At 68.7% G+C, this 17,268-nt stretch carries 12 protein-coding genes; 10 read left to right on the forward strand and 2 right to left on the reverse strand.

What is annotated here, in order from left to right:
* Nucleotides 1–204 precede the first annotated feature (204 nt).
* Nucleotides 205–1,269 (forward strand): TerC family protein, encoded by a 1,065-nt coding sequence (locus ACFV6H_RS13770; protein WP_385541356.1) that lies wholly within the window; start codon nucleotides 205–207, stop codon nucleotides 1,267–1,269.
* 48 nt (nucleotides 1,270–1,317) lie between these two features.
* On the opposite strand, the gene ACFV6H_RS13775 is transcribed toward ACFV6H_RS13770, so the two are convergent.
* Nucleotides 1,318–1,971 carry an MBL fold metallo-hydrolase gene (locus tag ACFV6H_RS13775; protein ID WP_385541358.1) on the reverse strand — a complete coding sequence of 218 codons (654 nt, stop codon included), beginning with the start codon at nucleotides 1,969–1,971 and terminating at the stop codon, nucleotides 1,318–1,320.
* A 10-nt stretch (nucleotides 1,972–1,981) separates the two neighbouring features.
* Entirely contained in the window at nucleotides 1,982–2,668 is a 687-nt protein-coding gene (locus tag ACFV6H_RS13780) for a maleylpyruvate isomerase family mycothiol-dependent enzyme (RefSeq protein ID WP_385541360.1), read from the reverse strand.
* 259 nt (nucleotides 2,669–2,927) lie between these two features.
* On the opposite strand from ACFV6H_RS13780, the gene uvrA reads away from it, so the two are divergent.
* The 9 genes from uvrA (at nucleotide 2,928) to ACFV6H_RS13825 (ending at nucleotide 17,263) form a co-directional block, all read left to right on the forward strand.
* Nucleotides 2,928–5,858, forward strand: a complete 2,931-nt coding sequence (uvrA, locus tag ACFV6H_RS13785) for an excinuclease ABC subunit UvrA (protein ID WP_385541362.1) — start codon at nucleotides 2,928–2,930, stop codon at nucleotides 5,856–5,858.
* 151 nt (nucleotides 5,859–6,009) lie between these two features.
* Nucleotides 6,010–6,438: a Rieske (2Fe-2S) protein gene (locus ACFV6H_RS13790; RefSeq protein WP_385541364.1), complete on the forward strand. Its 429-nt coding sequence runs from the start codon at nucleotides 6,010–6,012 to the stop codon at nucleotides 6,436–6,438.
* A 72-nt stretch (nucleotides 6,439–6,510) separates the two neighbouring features.
* Nucleotides 6,511–8,661 carry an excinuclease ABC subunit UvrC gene (gene uvrC / locus ACFV6H_RS13795; protein WP_385541366.1) on the forward strand — a complete coding sequence of 717 codons (2,151 nt, stop codon included), beginning with the start codon at nucleotides 6,511–6,513 and terminating at the stop codon, nucleotides 8,659–8,661.
* Nucleotides 8,654–9,592 (forward strand): RNase adapter RapZ, encoded by a 939-nt coding sequence (gene rapZ, locus ACFV6H_RS13800; RefSeq protein ID WP_093596681.1) that lies wholly within the window; start codon nucleotides 8,654–8,656, stop codon nucleotides 9,590–9,592. Before uvrC ends, rapZ begins: the two co-directional genes overlap by 8 nt.
* Complete coding sequence (gene yvcK / locus ACFV6H_RS13805; protein WP_384979606.1) at nucleotides 9,589–10,623, forward strand: uridine diphosphate-N-acetylglucosamine-binding protein YvcK; 1,035 nt, start codon at nucleotides 9,589–9,591, stop codon at nucleotides 10,621–10,623. The genes rapZ and yvcK overlap by 4 nt, the downstream gene beginning before the upstream one ends.
* Nucleotides 10,614–11,603, forward strand: a complete 990-nt coding sequence (gene whiA, locus ACFV6H_RS13810) for a DNA-binding protein WhiA (RefSeq protein WP_093596687.1) — start codon at nucleotides 10,614–10,616, stop codon at nucleotides 11,601–11,603. The genes yvcK and whiA overlap by 10 nt, the downstream gene beginning before the upstream one ends.
* A gap of 170 nt (nucleotides 11,604–11,773) precedes the next feature.
* Nucleotides 11,774–14,725, forward strand: a complete 2,952-nt coding sequence (locus ACFV6H_RS13815) for a M14 family zinc carboxypeptidase (RefSeq protein WP_385541369.1) — start codon at nucleotides 11,774–11,776, stop codon at nucleotides 14,723–14,725.
* A gap of 181 nt (nucleotides 14,726–14,906) precedes the next feature.
* The gene (gene gap / locus ACFV6H_RS13820) at nucleotides 14,907–15,911 is read left to right on the forward strand and encodes a type I glyceraldehyde-3-phosphate dehydrogenase (protein ID WP_384786259.1); all 1,005 of its coding nucleotides are present in this window, start codon (nucleotides 14,907–14,909) and stop codon (nucleotides 15,909–15,911) included.
* 140 nt (nucleotides 15,912–16,051) lie between these two features.
* Nucleotides 16,052–17,263 (forward strand): phosphoglycerate kinase, encoded by a 1,212-nt coding sequence (locus tag ACFV6H_RS13825; protein ID WP_385541371.1) that lies wholly within the window; start codon nucleotides 16,052–16,054, stop codon nucleotides 17,261–17,263.
* Nucleotides 17,264–17,268: the final 5 nt, after the last annotated feature.

Consider the following 17,268-nt stretch of genomic DNA (forward strand, 5'->3'; position numbering starts at 1 on the left):
TTTACCTCTTTCTTTACCTTTCCTTGGTCTTTCCTGTACTGTTTCTTGGAACGGAGGGGAGTACTCCCACCTCGCGACGTGCCCGTCAGTACGGACCGCCATCGGTCCCGGGGCGTCGGCCCGGGAGCGGCGGGTGCCGCACGGGTGGAGGAGACCTCCGGCAGCGACGACGCTGATCAGTAGCCGTACGAAGCCGGAGGCGCAGTGGACGTTTCATTGACCCTGTGGGTGCTGACCATTCTTGGTCTGTCCGCCCTGATTGCCGTGGATTTCCTCATCGGGCGCAAGCCTCATGACGTGTCGATGAAGGAAGCCGGAATCTGGACGGTCGTCTGGATCGCCCTCGCCGCGCTCTTCGGCCTCGGGCTGATGGTCTTCGGTACGGGCCAGGCGTCCGGCGAGTTCTTCGCGGGCTTCATCACCGAGAAGTCGCTCAGTGTCGACAATCTCTTTGTCTTCGTCCTGATCATGGCGAAGTTCTCGGTGCCGTCACATCTCCAGCAGCGGGTACTGCTGATCGGTGTGCTGATCGCCCTGGTCCTGCGCGCGGTCTTCATCGCGGCGGGCGCCGCGATCATCGCCAGCTTCTCGTGGGTGTTCTTCATCTTCGGCGCGTTCCTGATCTACACCGCCTGGAAGCTCGTCCAGGAGGCGCGCTCCGACGAGGAGGAAGAGGAGTTCGAGGAGAACCGCCTGCTCAAGTCCATCGAGAAGCGGTTCGGTGTCGCCGACAGGTATCACGGCACCAAGCTCTTCATACGGAACAACGGCAAGCGCGTCCTGACTCCGCTGATGGTGGTCATGCTCGCCATCGGCACCACCGATGTGCTGTTCGCGCTGGACTCCATCCCGGCGATCTTCGGTCTGACCCAGGACCCGTACATCGTCTTCACCGCCAACGCCTTCGCCCTGATGGGCCTGCGGCAGCTCTACTTCCTCATAGGCGGCCTGCTCAAGAAGCTGGTGCACCTCAGCTACGGTCTGTCGGTCATCCTGGGCTTCATCGGAGTCAAGCTGGTGCTGCACGCGCTGCACGAGTCCGGCGTACATGTCCCCGAGATCTCCATACCGGTCTCGCTGGCGGTCATCTGCGGAGTTCTGATCGTCACCACGATCACCAGCCTGATCGCCTCCAAGAAGCAGGCGGAGCGCGAGGCATCGGCCGTGGCCGGGAGCGACGGCAAGGGAGACACGGGCGGTTCGGACAGCGAGGGCGACACGGGCGAGGCGGGCAGCAAGGACAGCGTCCAGGCGCGATCCCGGTCCTGATCCTGATCGGCGATCAGCATCGGCGACCAGTGAGGCGCGCCCCGGCGGTCACCAGCCGCGGGCGCGCCAGGCCGTGAGCTGCGGGCGCTCGGCGCCGAGCATGGAGTCGTTCCCATGGCCCGGGTAGATCCAGGTCTCGTCGGGCAGGGCGTCGAAGATCTTGGCTTCGAGCCCGTCCATCAGACTGGTGAACTCCGCCGGAGTCGTGGTGCGTCCGGGACCGCCGGGGAAGAGGCAGTCACCGGTGAAGACATGCGGATGGCCGTGCGGATCGTCGTAGACCAGCGCGATCGAGCCCGGCGTGTGTCCCACCAGATGGAGTGCGGTGAGCCCGATCTCGCCGACGGTGACGGTGTCGCCGTCCTCGACCAGCACATCGGTCGGTACGGGGATGCCCTCGGCGTCGTACCGGCCCGCGTAGGTACGCGCACCGGTGGCCGCCACGACCTCGGCGAGCGCCTGCCAGTGGTCGCCGTGCCGGTGTGTGGTGACGACGGACGCGATGCCGTCGTCACCGATCAGAGTCAGCAAGGTCGCGGCGTCATTGGCCGCGTCGATCAGAAGCTGCTCACCGGTGGCCCGGCAGCGCAGCAGATAGGCGTTGTTCTCCATCGGCCCGACGGCGACCTTGGAGATCATCAGGGCGGGCAGTTCATGCACATCCGCCGGTCCGCCGACCTTCACCGCTCCGCTGTACGTCATACGGATCAGCCTATAGCGGCGGCAGTACGGGCAGGGAGCCGCCCGGGAACTCCAGCGCGGCTCCGTCGCGGCGCCCGGCGAGCCAGCCCATCAGATCGGCGGCCGGGCCGGTGACGGGCTGCGGGATGCCCTCCGTACGGCCGGTGCGCCAGGTGCGGCCGTCGGACGCCTTCAAGGTCAGCGGCGGGACTCCGGCGTTCCCGGAGAAGCGCTCGGTGAGGAAGTCGATCTCGCGTGCGGTGAACTCCTCGGACAGATCCTCCAGCTCACGGTCGAGTCCCAGATCGACATGGTGCAGCTCCATCTCGATCAGCCGGCGGAACGGAAGACGGGCCGCCACATCCGTGACGCCGTTGCGCAGGACGACGACACGGGACCAGTCGGCGGGCACGGCCGCGGAATGCTGGAACCGCTCGGCGGTGTTACGTACATCGGCGAGCTGTACGTCGAGGGCGCGTGACGCGTCCCGCTCGATGTCCGACTCGCGGGAAGCGGCGTCCTCGTACATGGGCCGTCCTTCCAGCACATTGACCAAGGCGTCCGCGTTCCGGGCGAGATGGGCCAGTACATGGCCCCGGCTCCAGCCGGGAAGGCGTGACGGCGCGGCGAGCGCCGCGTTGTCCAGTGCGCCGGCCGCGGTGAGGAGCCGCTCGGTCGCTTCGCGTACTGATGCCAGGTCCCGCACATGGTCGATCATGGCGCCGACGATAGCCGTGCCACTCGATCGGGTGAAGGCGGTGAAGGGGCTCCGTAAATCGAATGCGCGTGCTATAGGCTCGGGGGAGGCATCCTGGCATGTAGGCAGAACGCATGCGGGGACCACGCATGCAGGCACATCCGAGCCCGGCGCTTCCGTGCGGGGCAGTCCACCGCTTGGCAATCAATCGCTCTGGCGACCTCCGTAGTCCGAGAACGGGGGCTCCGCCCCTGTTTCCCCCAGAAAGGTGCGGACCGGCGTGGCCGACCGTCTCATCGTCCGTGGCGCGCGCGAGCACAATCTCAAGAACGTGTCGCTCGACCTCCCCCGTGACTCCCTCATCGTCTTCACCGGGCTCTCCGGGTCGGGCAAGTCCTCCCTCGCGTTCGACACGATCTTCGCCGAGGGACAGCGCCGGTACGTGGAGTCGCTGTCCTCGTACGCCCGGCAGTTCCTCGGTCAGATGGACAAGCCGGACGTCGACTTCATCGAAGGGCTCTCCCCGGCCGTCTCCATCGACCAGAAGTCGACCTCGCGCAATCCGCGCTCGACGGTCGGCACGATCACCGAGGTCTACGACTACCTCCGGCTGCTCTTCGCGAGGATCGGCAAGCCGCACTGTCCCGAGTGCGGGCGGCCGATCTCCCGGCAGTCGCCGCAGGCCATCGTGGACCGGGTGCTGGAGCTGCCCGAAGGCAGCCGTTTTCAGGTCCTCTCGCCGCTCGTGCGCGAGCGCAAGGGCGAGTTCGTCGATCTCTTCGCCGATCTCCAGACCAAGGGATACAGCCGGGCCAGGGTCGACGGACAGACGATCCAGCTCAGCGAGCCGCCCACACTGAAGAAGCAGGAGAAGCACACCATCGAGGTGGTGGTCGACCGCCTCACGGTGAAGGACAGCGCCAAGCGCCGGCTGACCGACTCGGTCGAGACCGCGCTCGGTCTCTCCGGCGGCATGGTCGTGCTCGACTTCGTGGATCTTCCCGAGGACGATCCCGAGCGCGAGCGGATGTATTCGGAGCATCTCTACTGCCCGTACGACGATCTCTCCTTCGAGGAGCTGGAGCCCCGCTCCTTCTCCTTCAACTCGCCGTTCGGCGCCTGCCCCGACTGCACCGGTATCGGTACGCGTATGGAGGTCGATCCGGAGCTGATCGTCCCCGACGAGGAAAGGTCGCTGGACGAGGGCGCGATCCATCCGTGGTCGCACGGCCACACCAGGGAGTACTTCGGCCGGCTGATCGGCGGGCTCGCGCAGGCCCTCGGCTTCCGTACGGACATCCCGTGGGCCGGGCTGCCGCAGCGGGCGAAGAAGGCCCTGCTCTACGGCCACAAGACCCAGGTCGAGGTCCGCTACCGGAACAGGTACGGCCGTGAGCGCGCCTACACCACGCCCGCCTTCGAAGGAGCCGTCTCCTTCGTCAAGCGGCGGCACAGTGAGGCCGAGAGCGACTCCAGCAGGGAGCGCTTCGAGGGCTATATGCGCGAGGTGCCGTGTCCGACCTGTGAGGGCACCCGGCTCAAGCCGATCGTTCTCGCGGTCACGGTCATGGACAAGTCCATCGCCGATGTCTCGGCGCTCTCGATCAGCGACTGCGCGGAGTTCCTCGGCGAGCTCAAGCTGAACGCCCGGGACAAGAAGATCGCCGAGCGGGTGCTCAAGGAGGTCAACGAACGGCTGAAGTTCCTGGTCGACGTCGGCCTGGACTATCTCTCGCTCAACCGCGCGGCGGGCACGCTCTCCGGCGGTGAGGCCCAGCGGATCCGGCTGGCGACGCAGATCGGCTCCGGTCTGGTCGGAGTGCTCTACGTCCTGGACGAGCCGTCCATCGGGCTGCACCAGCGGGACAACCACCGGCTGATCGAGACGCTGGTCCGGCTCCGGGACATGGGCAACACGCTGATCGTCGTGGAGCACGACGAGGACACCATCAAGGTGGCCGACTGGGTGGTCGACATCGGCCCCGGCGCCGGTGAGCACGGCGGCAAGGTCGTGCACTCCGGGCCGTTGAAGGGACTGCTGGCCAACAAGGAGTCGCTGACCGGCCAGTATCTGGCGGGCAAGAGGTCCATCCCGACGCCGGACATCCGCAGGCCCGTCGATGGGGAGCGGAGGCTCACCGTGCACGGCGCGCGGGAGAACAATCTGCGGGACATCGATGTGTCGTTCCCGCTGGGCGTCTTCACGGCGGTCACCGGTGTCTCGGGCTCGGGCAAGTCGACGCTGGTCAACGACATCCTGTACACGCATCTCGCGCGTGAGCTGAACGGCGCGAAGTCGGTGCCCGGCCGGCACACCCGGGTCGACGGGGACGATCTGGTCGACAAGGTGGTCCATGTCGACCAGTCGCCCATCGGCCGTACGCCCCGGTCCAACCCGGCCACGTACACCGGTGTCTTCGACCATGTCCGCAAGCTCTTCGCGGAGACGATGGAGGCGAAGGTCCGTGGCTATCTGCCCGGGCGCTTCTCCTTCAATGTCAAGGGTGGCCGGTGCGAGAACTGCTCCGGTGACGGCACCATCAAGATCGAGATGAACTTCCTGCCGGACGTCTATGTGCCGTGCGAGGTCTGCCACGGAGCCCGGTACAACCGGGAGACGCTGGAGGTCCACTACAAGGGCAAGTCCATCGCCGAGGTGCTGGACATGCCGATCGAGGAGGCCCTGGACTTCTTCGAGGCCGTCCCGACGATCTCGCGCCACCTCAGGACGCTCAACGAGGTCGGTCTCGGCTATGTACGGCTCGGCCAGTCCGCGCCGACGCTCTCGGGCGGCGAGGCGCAGCGCGTGAAGCTGTCGAGCGAGCTCCAGAAGCGCTCGACGGGCCGTACGGTCTACGTCCTGGACGAGCCCACGACCGGTTTGCACTTCGAGGACATCAGCAAGCTGATCACGGTGCTGTCCGGTCTGGTCGAGAAGGGCAACTCGGTGATCGTCATCGAGCACAACCTGGATGTCATCAAGACGGCGGACTGGGTGATCGACATGGGACCCGAGGGCGGCAACGCCGGCGGCCTGGTGATCGCGGAGGGCACGCCGGAGCAGGTGGCGGGCATCCCGGCCAGCCACACGGGCAAGTTCCTGCGGGAGATCCTGGATCCGGAACGCATCAGCGACGCGGCTCCGCCGAAGAAGACGACGCGGAGGAAGACGGCGCCGAAGAAGGCCCCGGCGACCTCCGGCCGAGCCTGACACCACCGGGGCCAGGGCGGCTCGCCTCAGGGCGGCCCTGGCCTGTCCGGCGTCGTCATACCGGCTCCGCCGAGCCGTCGCCCGCCGTTGGCCGGGCGGCGGTCGGTATCGTCGGAGGCGGTATTCGGCAATTCTGACCAGTGGAGACATCATGAACGGCCCGTTCGCGCAGCGTCGTACCGTACTGAAGGGCGTCGCGCTCGCCGGAGTGGCCGGGGCCGGAGTGGCCGGATGTTCCACCGAGTCGAAGCTCGGGCACGCCGAGAATCCCACGCCCACCGCGGCCGTGGAGCTCGGTGCGGCGGACGACATCCCGGTCGGCGGTGCCAAGCTCTTCCGCGAGCAGCGTCTTGTGGTGAGCTGCCCGGCGCGTGGCGAGTACAAGGCGTTCAGCGCCCAGTGCACCCATGCCGGCTGTCTCCTGGAGAAGCTGGAGGGCACGGTGGGTGACTGCCCGTGCCACGGCAGCAAGTTCGACGTGACCACCGGCGAGGCGATCCACGGCCCGGCGACCGTACCGCTGCCGGAGGTCCCGGTCACGGCGGAGGGCGGCAAGCTCATCGCCGGTCCCCGGGCCTGAGGGCCACCGGCCGGGCTGCTCCCGTGCCCCGGCGCCGTCACACTGTCCGTCGCCGACAGTAGGGTGGACGGCATGGCCGACCCCTCCAGCTACCGCCCCAAGCCGGGACAGATCCCCGACTCGCCGGGGGTCTACAAGTTCCGTGACGATCACCGCCGGGTGATCTACGTCGGAAAGGCGAAAAGCCTGCGTCAGCGGCTCGCCAACTACTTCCAGGACCTGGCGAGCCTGCATCCGCGCACCCGTTCCATGGTCACCACGGCCGCCTCCGTCGAGTGGACCGTCGTCTCCACCGAGGTCGAGGCGCTCCAGCTCGAATACTCCTGGATCAAGGAGTTCGATCCCCGCTTCAACGTCAAGTACCGCGACGACAAGAGCTATCCCTCGCTCGCGGTGACGCTCAACGAGAAGTACCCACGCGTCCAGGTCATGCGCGGCGCCAAGAAGAAGGGCGTGCGCTACTTCGGACCGTACGGACACGCCTGGGCCATCCGCGAGACCGTCGATCTGATGCTCCGTGTGTTTCCCGTACGGACGTGCTCCGCGGGCGTGTTCAAGAACGCCGAGCGCACCGGCCGTCCCTGCCTCCTCGGCTATATCGGCAAGTGCTCGGCGCCCTGCGTCGGCCGGGTCACCGCCGAGGAGCACCGTGAACTGGCCGAGGAGTTCTGCGACTTCATGGCCGGCCGCACCGGTACGTACATCCGCCGCCTGGAGCGGCAGATGACGGCCGCCGCCGAGGAGATGGAGTACGAGAAGGCCGCCCGGCTCCGTGACGACATAGGCGCCCTGCGCCGCGCGATGGAGAAGAACGCCGTCGTGCTCGCCGATGCCACCGACGCCGATCTGATCGCGGTCGCCGAGGACGAACTCGAAGCCGCCGTACAGATCTTCCATGTCCGCGGCGGCCGGGTCCGCGGCCAGCGCGGCTGGGTCACCGACAAGGTCGAGGCCGTGGACACGGCGGGCCTGGTCGAGCACGCGCTCCAGCAGCTCTACGGCGAGGAGAGCGGCGACTCCGTGCCCAAGGAGGTCCTCGTTCCCGCTCTGCCGGAGGAGACGGACGCCGTCGCCCTGTGGCTGAGCGAGCGCCGTGGCGCCCAGGTCTCGCTGCGGATCCCGCAGCGCGGCGACAAGAAGGACCTGATGGAGACGGTCGGGCGCAACGCGCAGCAGGCGCTCGTCCTGCACAAGACCAAGCGCGCCAGCGATCTGACCACCCGCTCCCGCGCCCTGGAGGAGATCGCGGAGGCCCTCGCCCTGGACAGCGCGCCGCTGCGTATCGAGTGCTTCGACATCTCGCATCTCCAGGGCGACGACGTGGTGGCGTCCATGGTGGTCTTCGAGGACGGCCTCGCGCGCAAGAGCGAGTACCGCCGCTTCCAGATCAAGACCTTCGAGGGCCAGGACGACGTCCGGTCGATGCACGAGGTGATCAGCCGTCGCTTCAAGCGGTACCTGGTGGAGAAGACGCGTACGGGAGAGTGGGCCGAAGAGGAGTCCGCCGAAGCCGCAGCCGGAGCCGAGTCCCTCGGGAACGGGAGCAGGAACGGGAACGGGAACAGCCCCGGCGGCGCCCTTGCGGCCTCCGGCACGGACCTCTCGGCCCCCGCTGCGCACGGCTCCCCGGACGCCGCGCGTGAGACCCATGAGCCACATGAGACCCATGAGGTCCCCGCCCGCTCCGACGACGACGGCAAGCCCCGGCGCTTCGCCTATCCGCCTCAGCTCGTCGTGGTCGACGGCGGACAGCCCCAGGTCGCGGCGGCCAAGCGGGCCCTCGACGAACTCGGCATCGACGATGTCGCCGTCTGCGGGCTCGCCAAGCGCCTCGAAGAGGTCTGGCTGCCCGGCGACGACGATCCGGTCGTCCTGCCGCGCTCCAGCGAGGGCCTCTACCTTCTCCAGCGCGTACGCGACGAGGCGCACCGCTTCGCCATCACCTATCAGCGGACCAAGCGCGCCAAGCGCGTCAGGACCAGCCCGCTGGACGAGGTCCCGGGCCTCGGCGAGTCCCGCAAACAGGCGCTCATCAAGCATTTCGGCTCGGTGAAGCGGCTGCGGCAGGCGACAATCGACCAGATCTGCGAGGTACCGGGCCTGGGCCGCAAGACGGCCGAGTCCGTCGTCGTGGCCCTCGCCAAGGCGGCCCCGGCGGCACCCGCCGTGAACACGGCAACAGGAGAGATCATGGAAGACGACGGGGGCAGCACGCATGACTGAGCACGACCGGGACGGAGCGGAGCACGTGAGTACGGGCACCACCAAGGAGGCAGGTGACACCGGCGAGGCGGCCATTCCCGAGCTGGTGATCATCTCCGGAATGTCGGGCGCCGGCCGCAGCACCGCCGCCAAATGCCTGGAGGACCTCGGCTGGTTCGTGGTGGACAATCTGCCGCCCGCGCTGATCCCCACCATGGTGGAGCTGGGCGCGCGCTCGCAGGGCAATGTGGCACGGATCGCCGTGGTCGTGGATGTCCGCGGCAGACGGTTCTTCGACAATCTCCGCGAGTCCCTCGCCGACCTCGACGCCAAGGAGGTCACCCGGCGGATCGTCTTCCTGGAGTCCTCCGACGAGGCGCTGGTCCGCCGCTTCGAGTCCGTACGGCGTCCGCACCCGCTCCAGGGCGACGGCCGGATCGTGGACGGCATCGAGGCCGAGCGCGATCTGCTGCGCGAGCTGCGCGGTGACGCCGATCTGGTGATCGACACCTCCAGCCTCAATGTGCACGAGCTGCGCGCCAAGATGGACGCCCAGTTCGCCGGCGACGAGAAGCCGGAGCTGCGGGCCACGGTGATGTCCTTCGGCTACAAGTACGGACTGCCGGTCGACGCCGACCTGGTGGTGGACTGCCGCTTCCTGCCCAATCCGCACTGGGTGCCGGAGCTGCGCCCGTTCACCGGACTGAACGAGGAGGTGTCCGCGTATGTCTTCAACCAGCCGGGCGCCAAGGAGTTCCTCGACCGCTACACCGAGCTGCTCCAGCTCATCGCCGCCGGATACCGGCGCGAGGGCAAGCGGTATGTGACCGTCGCGGTCGGCTGTACGGGCGGCAAGCACCGCTCCGTGGCCATGTCCGAGAAGGTCGCCGCCCGCCTCGTCTCCGCCGGAATCGAGACCGTCGTCGTGCACCGGGACATGGGGCGCGAGTGACCGGACGCACCTTCCGGATGCGCCGACTGCGCCGGGGAGCACCCGCACAGTCGGCGCGCGGGCGCGGTGCCCAGCCGAAGGTCGTCGCGCTCGGCGGTGGTATGGGCCTGTCCGCCTCTCTCGCGGCGCTGCGGCGCATCACGGGAGATCTGACCGCCGTGGTCACCGTCGCCGACGACGGAGGCTCCAGCGGGCGGCTCAGGGAGGAGCTGGGCGTGCTGCCGCCCGGCGATCTGCGCAAGGCACTGGCGGCGCTCTGCGGCGATGACGACTGGGGCCAGACCTGGGCGCGGGTGATCCAGCACCGCTTCCAGTCCCAGGGCGATCTCCATGAGCACGCGGTGGGCAATCTGCTGATCGTCGCCCTCTGGGAGCAGCTCGGCGACCATGTCCAGGCTCTGGACCTGGTCGGCAAGCTGCTCGGCGCGCACGGCCGGGTGCTGCCCATGTCCGCCGTGCCGCTGGAGTTGCAGGCGCTCGTACGGGGCCATGACCCGGCGTACCCCGACGAGGTGAACACGGTGCGCGGCCAGGCGACGGTCGCGCTCACGCCGGGAGAGGTGCAGTCGGTGCATCTCGTGCCGCACGACCCGCCGGCCGTTCCCGAGGCGGTCGCGGCGGTCAGGGACGCGGACTGGGTGGTACTCGGTCCGGGCTCCTGGTTCTCCTCGGTGATCCCGCATCTTCTGGTGCCGGAACTGCTCGACGCGCTCATGGAGACCAAGGCCCGAAGAGTCCTCTCGCTGAACCTCGCACCACAACCCGGTGAAACCGATGGCTTCTCACCGCAGCGTCATTTGGAGGTTTTGGGGCGACACGCCCCTAAACTCGCCCTGGACGTGGTGCTGGCCGACAAGGCCGCCGTGCCCGACCGTGAGTCACTCTCCGATGCCGCCGGCCGGTTCGGTGCCGCGGTCGAGCTGGCGCCGGTGGCAGCGTCCGACAGTTCCCCGGTCCATGATCCGGAGCTGTTGGCAGCCGCGTACGACCGTATTTTTCGGATGCATGGAAGGATCGGCCCATGGCGATGACGCCAGCGGTGAAGGACGAGATCGCCCGCCTCCCCGTCACCCGGACATGCTGTAGGAAGGCGGAGGTCTCGGCGATTCTTCGGTTCGCGGGCGGGCTGCATCTGGTGAGCGGCCGCATCGTGATCGAGGCGGAGCTGGACACCAGCATCGCCGCGCGCCGGCTCCGCAAGGACATCTTGGAGATCTTCGGGCACAACTCGGAGCTGGTGGTGATGGCTCCGGGCGGACTGCGCCGCGGCAGCCGTTACGTCGTACGGGTGATCACCGGTGGTGATCAGCTCGCCCGGCAGACCGGGCTGGTCGACGGCCGTGGACGCCCGATCCGGGGACTGCCGCCGCAGGTCGTCTCGGGAGCCACCTGTGACGCGGAGGCCGCGTGGCGCGGTGCGTTCCTGGCGCACGGCTCGCTCACCGAGCCCGGCCGCTCCTCCTCGCTGGAGGTGACCTGCCCGGGTCCCGAGGCCGCCCTCGCGCTCGTCGGTGCCGCGCGCAGGCTCCAGATCGCCGCGAAGGCCCGTGAGGTGCGCGGAGTGGACCGTGTGGTCGTACGGGACGGGGACGCGATCGGCGCGCTGCTGACCCGGCTCGGCGCGCATGACCAGGTGCTGGCCTGGGAAGAGCGGCGGATGCGCCGCGAGGTCCGGGCCACGGCCAACCGTCTCGCCAACTTCGACGACGCGAATCTGCGCCGCTCCGCCCGTGCCGCGGTCGCCGCCGGTGCCCGGGTCCAGCGCGCGCTGGAGATCCTCGGCGAGGAGGTGCCCGAGCATCTCGCCGCGGCCGGCCGGCTGCGGATGGAGCACAAGCAGGCCTCCCTGGAGGAGCTGGGCGCGCTCGCCGATCCGCCGCTGACCAAGGACGCCGTCGCGGGCCGGATCCGCCGGCTGCTGGCCATGGCCGACAAGCGGGCACAGGACCTCGGGATTCCGGGTACGGAGTCCAATCTGAGCGAGGAGCTGGCGGACGGTCTCGTCGGCTGAGCCCGGCCCCGCCCTCAGCGGCCCCTCATGGTCAACTGCCCGCCGCCGGCACCGAGTCAGGTGCCGGCGGCGGCATTTCATGGCACCCACACATACCCTTGACATGATCATGGAGGGTGGTCAGCCTGACGTCAGTTCACGGACGTGGCTGACTACAGCAAGAGGGGCACATGAGACATAGAGCGAGATCGATACTCGCCGCAGGCGCACTGCTGCTCGCCGGTGTGACCGCGGCGCCCGCCGCCCAGGCACGGCCGGGCTCGGCGCCCGCCGTCGGCGCCGACGCGGTGAAGGTCTTCGACGCCGAGGTCACCCAGGAGCAGATACCGCTGCTCCTCTCGGCGGGCCAGGACGCCCATGAACTCACCGAACGGGCCCCCGAGAAGGGGACCGCCAAGGTCGAGCTGTTCCTCACCGACGGTCAGGCGCGCGCCCTGGAGAAGCAGGGCGTCGAGGTCGCCGAGCGCAAGGTTCCCGCGAAGTCGGCGGCCCGGACCCGCGCGGCGGACGAGGGAGTCTTCCGCCCGTACAGCGGTGAGGGCAACCTCCAGGAGGAGATCGTCGAGACCGGGCAGGCCAATCCCGGTATCACCAAGGTCGTCTCCATCGGCAAGACCGTGCTGGGACAGGACATCCTCGCCCTCAAGGTCAGCAAGGGCGCGCGCACCGCCAAGGACGGATCCAAGCCGTCCGTGCTCTACATGTCGAACCAGCACGCGCGGGAGTGGATCACTCCCGAGATGACGCGCCGGCTGATGCACCACTACATCGACAACTACGGCAAGAACCCCCGAATAACGAAGATCGTCGACTCCACCGAGCTGTGGTTCGTCCTCTCCGCCAACCCGGACGGCTACGACTACACCTTCAGCTCCGACAGCGCCCGCCTCTGGCGCAAGAACCTCCGTGACGTCGACGGCAACGGACAGATCACCTCCGGCGACGGCGTCGACCTGAACCGTAACTTCGCCTACAAGTGGGGCTACGACGACGAGGGTTCGTCCCCGCAGCCCGCGAACGAGACGTACCGAGGCACGGGCCCCAACTCCGAGCCCGAGACCCAGGCGATCGACCGCTTCGAGCGGCGCATCGACTTCGACTACGGCATCAACTACCACTCCGCCGCCGAACTGCTCCTCTACGGCGTGGGCTGGCAGGTCGCGACCCCGACCCCCGACGACGTGCTCTACAAGGCGCTCGCGGGCACCCCGGAGAACTCCGCCATCCCCGGCTACTACCCGCAGGTCTCCTCCGAGCTGTACACCACCAACGGTGAGGCCGACGGCCACGCGGCGAACGTCAACGGCACGATGATGTTCACGCCGGAGATGACGACCTGCCAGACCGCGTCCGGATACGACCCGGACGACGCGTGGGAGGCACGGGACTGCCAGTCCGGCTTCAACTTCCCCGACGACGAGAACCTGATCCAGGAGGAGTTCGCCAAGAACGTCCCCTTCGCGCTCTCCGTCGCCGAGACGGCCGCCCACCCCGACCAGCCCTCCTCGTCGGTCGGCCTGACCGCCCCCGACTTCACGCTCGACCCGTTCACCACCTCGTACGCGCGCGGCGCCGACCAGGAGGTCTCCGTCACCGCGCGCTCGTCGCTGCGGAAGATGGAGCTCAACTACCGCGTCAACGGCGGCCGTACCGAGCAGGAGAGGATCAGGGCCTGGAAGGGCGGCGAGACCTACGGCGGCGAGGACAACCTCCACTTCGACCAGTACCGCGCCAAGGTCGAGGGCGCCGGTCCGGGTGACAGCGTCGAGGTCTGGTTCACCGGACGGACGGAGGACGGAAAGGCCACCTCCAGCGAGCACTTCACCTACACCGTGGCCGAAGTCCCCCGCGCCGACACGCTCGTGATCGCCGAGGAGGGCGCGCCCGCCCAGCAGGCCCAGACCTACGTCGACGCCCTGCGTGCCAACGGCCGTACCGCCGTCGTCTGGGACGTCGCCACCCAGGGCGCACCGCACCCGCTGGGTGTTCTCAGCCACTTCTCCACGGCCGTCCACTACACGGGCGCCGTGGCCCCCGGCGGCCCGACCCAGCTCGCCGTACGCGACTTCCTCAACGAGGGCGGCAAGCTCATCGAGGCCGGAGAGCTGGCTGGTGGCAACGCCCAGGTCGGGCGGGCCCAGACCAATGACTTCAGCCAGTACTACCTGGGCGCCTACGGACGCGCGTCCAACGCCCGCGCCACCGGATTCAGCGGCGCGGGAGTCCTCTCGGGAGCGGCCGGAGCACTCGGCGCGGCGCCCGGCAACCCGCTGAACGCGGCGGGCAGCTACACCGTCACCTCCGACACCCTGGACCCGGAGACCTTCCCGCAGTTCGCGAGCGCGCAGGCGGGCGTGTACACCGGAACCCCGAACCCGTACGCCCCTTACGAGGGCCAGTGGATGGCCGCCGCCACCCACCAGGACAACGACTGGCGCCGGCTCACCCGGACCGTCGACCTCACCGGGGTCGACGCGGCCGACAAGCCGGAGCTGCGCCTCGCGCTCAACTGGAACACCGAGCCGGGGTACGACCACGCGGTCCTGGAGGCCCACACCGCCGGTGCCGACGACTGGACCACCCTCCCGGAGGCCGGCGGCGCGACCAGCACCACTGTGCCCGCCGAGTGCGAGGCCGGGTTCTTCCTCCAGGGCCACCCGTTCCTCGGCCGCTATCTGACCCTCGGCAACGAGGCCTGCACCGCGACCGGCACCAGCGGCGCCTGGAACAGCCTCACCGGCAGTTCGAACGGCTGGCAGCAGGTCGTCTTCGACCTGAGCGCCTACGCGGGCAAGAAGGCCGAACTGTCGCTCAGCTACATCACCGACCCCGGCAGCGGCGGGCGCGGACTCTTCGCGGACGACGCGCGGCTCGCCGTGGGCGGCGTGGAGCAGGCGTCCGAGGGCTTCGAGACCTCGCTGGGGGCCTGGACCACTCCGGGCGCGCCGGAGGGAAGCCCCGCGGTGGAGGGGGACTGGGCGCGTGCCCAGGAGCTCTTCAAGTCGTACGCGGCGGTCACCACGCGTGACACCGTGCTGCTCGGATTCGGTCTGGAACACGTGCGGGACACGGGAGAGCGCGTGACGCTCCTCGGCAAGGCACTGAGCGCCCTGCGGGACTGATCCCCGCCCCCACGCACGCGGCGGCCCGTACCCGTACCCGCGGGTACGGGCCACCGTCGGCTCACGGGGCCACTCGATGTCACCACGCGGGCCGTGGAGAGGTAGGGTCATACGAGGTCGGGGACATCCCATACAACTCGCCGGCGTCGAAACCCGGCGTACCTAACGAGGAGATCGGTTCGTGACGATCCGCGTAGGCATCAACGGCTTTGGCCGCATCGGTCGTAACTACTTCCGCGCGCTGCTGGAGCAGGGTGCAGACATCGAGATCGTGGCTGTCAACGACCTGGGTGACACTGCGACCACGGCGCACCTTCTGAAGTACGACACCATCCTGGGCCGTCTGAAGGCCGAGGTGACCCACACCGCCGACACGATCACCGTCGACGGCCACACGATCAAGGTGCTCTCCGAGCGCAACCCGGCCGACATCCCCTGGGGTGAGCTGGGTGTCGACATCGTCATCGAGTCGACCGGCATCTTCACCAAGCGGGACGACGCCGCCAAGCACCTCGCGGGCGGCGCCAAGAAGGTCCTCATCTCGGCTCCGGCCACGGACGAGGACATCACGATCGTGCTGGGCGTCAACGAGGACAAGTACGACGCGGCGAGCCACGACATCATCTCCAACGCCTCCTGCACCACCAACTGTGTGGCGCCGATGGCCAAGGTCCTCCTGGAGAACTTCGGCATCGTCTCGGGCCTGATGACCACGGTCCACGCCTACACCAGCGACCAGCGCCTCCAGGACTTCCCGCACAGGGACCTGCGCAGGGCCCGTGCCGCGGCGGAGAACATCATTCCGGCGAGCACGGGCGCGGCCAAGGCCCTCGGTCTGGTCATCCCGGAGCTGGCCGGCAAGCTCAACGGCATGGCGATGCGGGTCCCGGTTCCCACGGGCTCCGTCACCGACCTGGTCGTCGAGACGGAGCGCGTGGTGACCAAGGACGAGGTCAACGCGGCGTTCCGGGCGGCGGCCGAAGGGGAGCTGAAGGGCTACCTGGACTACACCGAGGACCCGATCGTCTCCTCGGACATCGTCAACTGGCCCGCCTCCTGCACCTTCGACTCCTCCCTGACCATGGTCCAGGGCAAGAGCGTCAAGGTCATCGGCTGGTACGACAACGAGTGGGGCTACTCCAACCGCCTTGTCGACCTGACCGTCTTCGTCGGTGGCCAGCTCTGACACAGGGCCCATGAGTTCAGGGCCGCTGAGTTCAGGGCCGGTAGGCATCTCGATATGAGCGACAGGGCTCGGTCGGCGCATCCGCTGCGCTGTTCGAGCCCTGTTGGCCTGTCCAGACATCCCAAGGAGTCCAGCAGCAGATGAAGACGATCGACGAACTTCTCGCCGAAGGGGTCGGCGGCAAGCGCGTATTCGTCCGTGCCGACCTCAATGTGCCGCTCGACGGCACCACCATCACCGACGACGGCCGGATCCGGGCCGTACTGCCGACGGTCGCCCGGCTCGCCGAGGCCGGCGCCCGCGTCGTCGTCGCCTCCCATCTGGGCCGCCCCAAGGGCGCCCCGGAGCCCGCCTTCTCCCTCGCTCCCGCCGCCGCGCGCCTCGGTGAACTCCTCGGTGCCGATGTGGCGTTCGCGACCGACACCGTCGGCGACTCCGCCAAGGCCGTTGTCGCGGGCCTGGCCGACGGTCAGGTCGCCGTCATCGAGAATCTGCGCTTCAACCCGGGCGAGACCTCCAAGGACGACGCCGAGCGCGGCGCCTTCGCCGACGAGCTCGCCGAGCTGGCCGATCTCTATGTGGGTGACGGCTTCGGCGCGGTGCACCGCAAGCACGCCTCGGTCGTCGATCTGCCGGCCCGGCTGCCGCACGCCGCGGGCGGACTGATCGCCACCGAGGTCGCCGTGCTCAAGAAGCTCACGGACGACGTACGGCGGCCCTACGCCGTGGTACTCGGCGGCGCCAAGGTCTCCGACAAGCTCGGAGTCATCGACCATCTCCTGGAGAAGGCCGACCGCATCCTGATCGGCGGCGGCATGCTCTTCACGTTCCTGAAGGCACAGGGCCATGAGATCGGCTCCTCGCTCGTCCAGGAGGACCAGATCCCGGCCGTCCAGGAGTATCTGAAGCGGGCCGACGAGCGCGGTGTGGAGTTCGTACTCCCCGTGGACGTCCTGGTCGCGGCGGAGTTCCCGGACCTCAGGACCAAGGCGCCCGCGCACCCGGACACGGTGGCCGCCGACGCCATTCCGGCCGGAAAGATGGGCCTGGACATCGGCCCCGAGACCGGCCGGCTGTACGCCTCGAAGCTCGCCGACGCCGAGACCGTCTTCTGGAACGGTCCCATGGGCGTTTTCGAGCACCCCGACTACGCCGAGGGCACCAGGGCCGTCGCCCAGGCGCTCGTGGACTCCCCGGGCTTCTCCGTCGTCGGTGGTGGCGACTCCGCCGCCGCCGTCCGGATCCTGGGCTTCGACGAGAACGCATTCGGCCATATTTCGACCGGTGGCGGCGCCAGCCTCGAATATCTCGAGGGCAAGACGCTTCCCGGCCTCGCCGCACTGGAGGACTGACCACC

Source organism: Streptomyces sp. NPDC059743 (assembly GCF_042732975.1).
Lineage (GTDB): Bacteria > Actinomycetota > Actinomycetes > Streptomycetales > Streptomycetaceae > Streptomyces.